The 4,839-nt window shown below is 42.2% G+C and carries 3 protein-coding genes and 1 pseudogene; 3 read left to right on the top strand and 1 reads right to left on the bottom strand.

Translation table 11 applies throughout. The annotated features are described in order from the left end of the window. Window positions 1-486: 486 nt before the first annotated feature. The 3 genes and pseudogenes from LRM19_RS21100 (at window position 487) to LRM19_RS21090 (ending at window position 3,866) form a co-directional block, all read left to right on the top strand. A complete protein-coding gene (locus tag LRM19_RS21100; protein WP_271369768.1) occupies window positions 487-1,095 on the top strand; it encodes a hypothetical protein in 609 nt (202 codons plus the stop codon). A gap of 542 nt (window positions 1,096-1,637) precedes the next feature. Further along, window positions 1,638-2,785 (top strand): annotated as a pseudogene (locus LRM19_RS21095) (IS3 family transposase). Next, window positions 2,748-3,866, top strand: coding sequence for a site-specific integrase (locus LRM19_RS21090; protein WP_271369766.1), 1,119 nt, complete (start codon window positions 2,748-2,750; stop codon window positions 3,864-3,866). Before LRM19_RS21095 ends, LRM19_RS21090 begins: the two are co-directional and overlap by 38 nt. A 41-nt stretch (window positions 3,867-3,907) precedes the next feature. Here the strand turns inward: LRM19_RS21090 and LRM19_RS21085 are convergent, their stop codons facing one another. Then, a complete protein-coding gene (locus LRM19_RS21085; RefSeq protein WP_271369764.1) occupies window positions 3,908-4,738 on the bottom strand; it encodes a putative phage abortive infection protein in 831 nt (276 codons plus the stop codon). Window positions 4,739-4,839 lie beyond the last annotated feature (101 nt).

Genomic DNA, 4,839 nt, shown 5'->3' with positions numbered 1-4,839 from the left:
CTTCACGATCAGGTCTGCGGCTTCGAACCATTCCATATGACGCAGCAGTATTTCATGAAATCAATCACGGTGCATTGATTTTTAAGTAAAAACATCAGAAATAATGCTCTCGTCACACATTTTTAGTCACATGCTAACCAGTTGATTGTATTAAATTATTTTTGGGTTTTGATAATCATTCTTCGGTTGAAGAAATTATCCTCCTCTTGAATACGCGAAATCAAAAAGGGTTTTTAAATCAGGCGTGTTAACTAATCAAAACAGCGTGTTGCATGGAATTTTCGCCAATAGTGTAACAGTTCGCGCTAATAAAAATCAATAAGTTATGTATGTAACAAACTTGCAATGGCGAAAGATTTTGTTATCTTATGATTCAAGCCATCCTCTTAATGAAGACCTTCTTTGGTTTTAGAATATTAAGAAGAGTGGCTTAGTTTACTTTAAGATATTCTACACACCTCAATTTTAAATAGAGTGCAATAGCAAATGGACGAAATAAAAACAGAAATAAAAAAAGAAACAAATCAACTTTATCTATTAGGAGGTGCATTCGCTCTGTTCGTGTTGCTTATAGCAGGCCCTTATATTTATCACCTTCACTCATACCCTTATTCTAACAAACCAAGCGACTGGGGTGCTTTAGGAGATTACTTTGGTGGTACGTTAAACCCCATCATCTCTGCTCTGACACTCTTTTTCGTTGCTAAAACATATATTACACAAAGAGTTGAGATAGGAAGGCTTGCACAAGCAAACAAAGAAGCTGATGCCCGGAGCGAGAGAGCAACCATTGCTCAAACAGAAATGGCAAAAAATTATCTTAAACAGATCGAAGCAGTGAATAGAAATGCATTAATAACCACCATGACTGCTAAAGTCGATTTTTCTTTAAAAATAGTTGGTATCTACCACGACGAAATGACTCGATTAGTAAACGCAAATAATAGCCACAAAGCATTCTACGCTATGGATGGTGAGAGTTATGCTGGAGAAGGAATGAAAAAATACAGACAGAACATAACCGATCTAATAAAACGGGAACAATCTAAGATTAACGAACTCATAATTCAAATAGACGATATTAGCGAACCTTGATCCTTTCTATTCATTATTATATTTCTTTTTACCGGAAACTATAGCCTATTTACACAAGCATTTTTTAAAGTTTTGAACACCGACATGGGGTGTCGGGGGGCGGAGGTTAAAATCCTCTCGTGCCGACCAAAAATACATTGAAAACCAGTCTCTTATGGCTGGTTTTTTCATGTTTAAAATTTGTGCGGGGAATCATTGGGGAAAAATGGGGGAATAACCACCGACATTTACACGCTATATTACAGCCGATTTATCGTCTTTAACTTGGCTAAGCGTATGTGTAAGAACGCCGAGCACCGTAACATCATTCAAGGCTTCTCCTTCGATCGACTCACCCTCTTCCGTTATCAGTGCCTGACCCAGTAGCTTCACAAACTGGTTTCTCCCACCCATGCTGACTAGCAACGTATCCCCTCTTTCTGGCTTCAGACTGACGTTAATAACGGCCAGCCGCTTGAAGTTTCAATAACCCGGCAGTTTGAATCGCCACGGGTTTAACAGACACCTCGGAGTCATTTAAGATGACTTAAAGAGAGGTGCCCATGAGCGGTAAACGTTATCCCGAAGAGTTTAAAATTGAAGCAGTCAAACAGGTTATTGATCGCGGTCATTCTGTTTCCAGCGTTGCAACACGTCTCGATATCACCACCCACAGCCTTTACGCCTGAATAAAGAAGTACGGTCCGGACTCATCCACTAAAAAAAAACAGTCAGATGCTCAGGCCGAGATCCGCCAACTCCAGAAGGAGTTGAAGCGGGTTACTGATGAACGGGACATATTAAAAAAAGCCGCGGCGTACTTCGCAAAGCTGTCCGACTAAGGTACGCCTTTATTCGTGAAAACTCCCGTTGCTGGTCTGTTCGTCTGCTCTGCAGGGTGCAGGATGTTCATCCCGGTGGCTTTTACGCCTGGTTTAAGCAACCGTATTCTCAGCGCCACTAGGTAGATCTGAGACTGACGGGACAAATCAAACAGTTCTGGCTGGAGTCCGGTTGCGTTTATGGTTATCGCAAGATCCATCTGGACTTGCGGGATAGCGGGCAACAGTGCGGAGTGAACAGAGTCTGGCGACTGATGAATCGTGCCGGGCTAAAGGCTCAGGTCGGGTACCGGAGCCCGCGGGCACGCAAAGGCGAGGCCAGTATCGTATCGCCCAACAGGCTCCAGCAACAGTTCAATCCGGATGCTCCGGATAAGCGTTGGGTAACGGACATAGCCTACATCAGGCCCCACAAAGGCTGGCTGTATCTTGCTGTGGTTGTTGATCTGTTCTCACGCAAAATTATCGGCTGGTCAATGCAATCCCGGATGACAAAGGACATTGTCCTGAACGCACTGCTGATGGCTGTATGGCGGCGTCCCCCCCAAAAACAGGTGCTGGTTCACTCGGACCAGGGCAGTCAGTACACAAGCCATGAGTGGCAGTCGTTCCTGAAATCACACGGCTTGGAGGGGAGCATGAGCCGTCGCGGTAACTGTCACGATAATGCGGTTGCAGAAAGCTTTTTCCAGTTGCTGAAACGCGAACGGATAAAGAAAAAGATCTACGGAACGCGGGAAGAAGCCCGCAGCGATATTTTTGATTACATCGAAATGTTTTATAACAGTAAGCGTCGGTATGGTTCGAGCAATCAGATGTCACCGACAGAATATGAAAACCAGTATTATCAACGGCTCGGAAGTGTCTAGATTATCCTTGGCGATTCAGGTAAATAAAATCTACTGGCGCTATAAGCACCCAATCACCGGTAAATTCCATAGATTCGGAACCGACGAGGTTGAAGCAACAGCAATTGCCATGGAAGCTAATGCACGACTGGCTGAACAACGTACCAGGCAAATACTGGCTATAAGTGACAGGATAGCCACCAGCAAAGGAAAAGCGATAACAACCAATACATGGCTTGATCGCTACTGGAAAATACAGGACGAAGGACTGGATAATCGTGATATCAGGCCGAATACTCATAAGCAAAAGGCTAAACCAGTAGCCCTACTTCGTGAGAGCGTAGGAATGAAATTGATTTCATCCGTCGATGTTCGGGATGTTGCCCAGATAATGGAGTCCTATGTTGCAGAAGGTCAACCGAGGATGGCCCAGGTGATCCGCTCTGTTTTAATCGATGTTTTCAAGGAAGCCCAACATTATGGCGAGGTACCGCCGGGTTATAACCCAGCACTTGCTACAACACAACCGCGCCGGCGGATTAGCCGACAACGTCTTAACCTCGGCGAATGGCAAAAGATTTTCGCGATAGCTGATGCACGTCATCAATACATGGGCAATGCAATGCTATTGGCACTTGTAACTGGTCAGCGCCTTGGGGATATTTCCAACATGAAGTTTAGCGATATTTGGGATGACCATCTTCATGTTGTTCAGGAGAAGACTGGAAGCAAGCTAGCGATCCCACTATCTCTTAGACTTAACGCGATTGACTGGAGTTTGAGGGATGTAGTTGCGCGCTGCCGTGACTATGCAGTGAGTCCATACCTTATCCATTTCTTCCGGTCTACGTCAATGGCAGAGCGAGGAGCACAGGTGAAGTCGAACACTATAACAATGAATTTCAGTAAGGCCCGTGATAAAGCAGAAATAAACTGGGGAGATGGAATACCGGCTACTTTTCACGAACAGCGGTCCTTAGCGGAACGTCTATATCAAGCTCAAGGGATCGATACCCAGTCACTGCTGGGTCATAAATCACCCAATCAAACAGCTCGTTATCACGATGATCGTGGAAAGGATTGGAATCGAATCAGAGTATAAAGATAACGGGCAATAATATTAATGCCCGTTTAGCAATTAACTTAGCCCTCAAAAATACTGATTATATCAATTGCATCGGAATTAGCTCCCCAACACTCACGAGAGTAAAATAAGACGTGCGCATTGCTGCATAATTTATAGACTGGCAAGTTATCAAAAACTGCATATTCCTTGAAATATTTTTCAAACTTTTCACCATGTTTTGACTTGCCATTGTAAAATAAAATGAGTAGTTCGTAATTTGAAATTTGAGCTCTTAGTATTTTTGCATATTTTTGTTTAGCACCATCATCTATTTTTGCATCATGGATAAATTTAAAAATATTATATAGGAACCTATAATAATGTGACAAGTTACCGGAGCGGTCAAGAAAATAAATATCATATTCATTTTGAAGTCGCTCGCGCTCATATTCAATGTCTACATCCTTTAAATCATCGACTCCTAGAGATGTCAGGCTAAGCTTATTGGTTACCCTACGCTTAAATTTCAAATAAAAATACATTACAACTGATCTTCCTTCGCGCTTTGATTTTAAATCGCCGCTTTCAATACGCATATCTTTAATTATTATTTGCAAAAGATTCAACATATTAAAAAAGGATGTTTCAAAGTCTCGAATTCTTTCAAATTCTTCTTTTTTAATAGCATCTTTTTCAAGTTTTTTTGTTGCATCTATCTGTAATTTTATTGTCCATAGTACCCCGCAAAAACCAAGAGCTGAGAAAATAGAAGTAAATGCTCCCCATGAATCACCAAATACTCCTGTATCTGTTAGCGCCATCCCATCAAAAGGCCAATAACCACCTGCAACAGCGTTCCAATAAAACAATGCAAGTACTAAAATGAGAATCATTAGAAAAATGATCATTCGAAGAAATCCTTGTCAATTTTGAGAAAGCATTTTGATAAAATTTTGCTAACAGTTCGAAAACTAATAATAAAAACGGGAACCAATCGGCTCCCGTTCCA

This window comes from Enterobacter sp. PI-10 (assembly GCF_027947695.1).
GTDB lineage: Bacteria > Pseudomonadota > Gammaproteobacteria > Enterobacterales > Enterobacteriaceae > Enterobacter > Enterobacter vonholyi.
The sequence above is the reverse complement of the archived record's forward strand: the minus strand, read 5'-3'. Positions and strand labels throughout refer to the sequence as shown.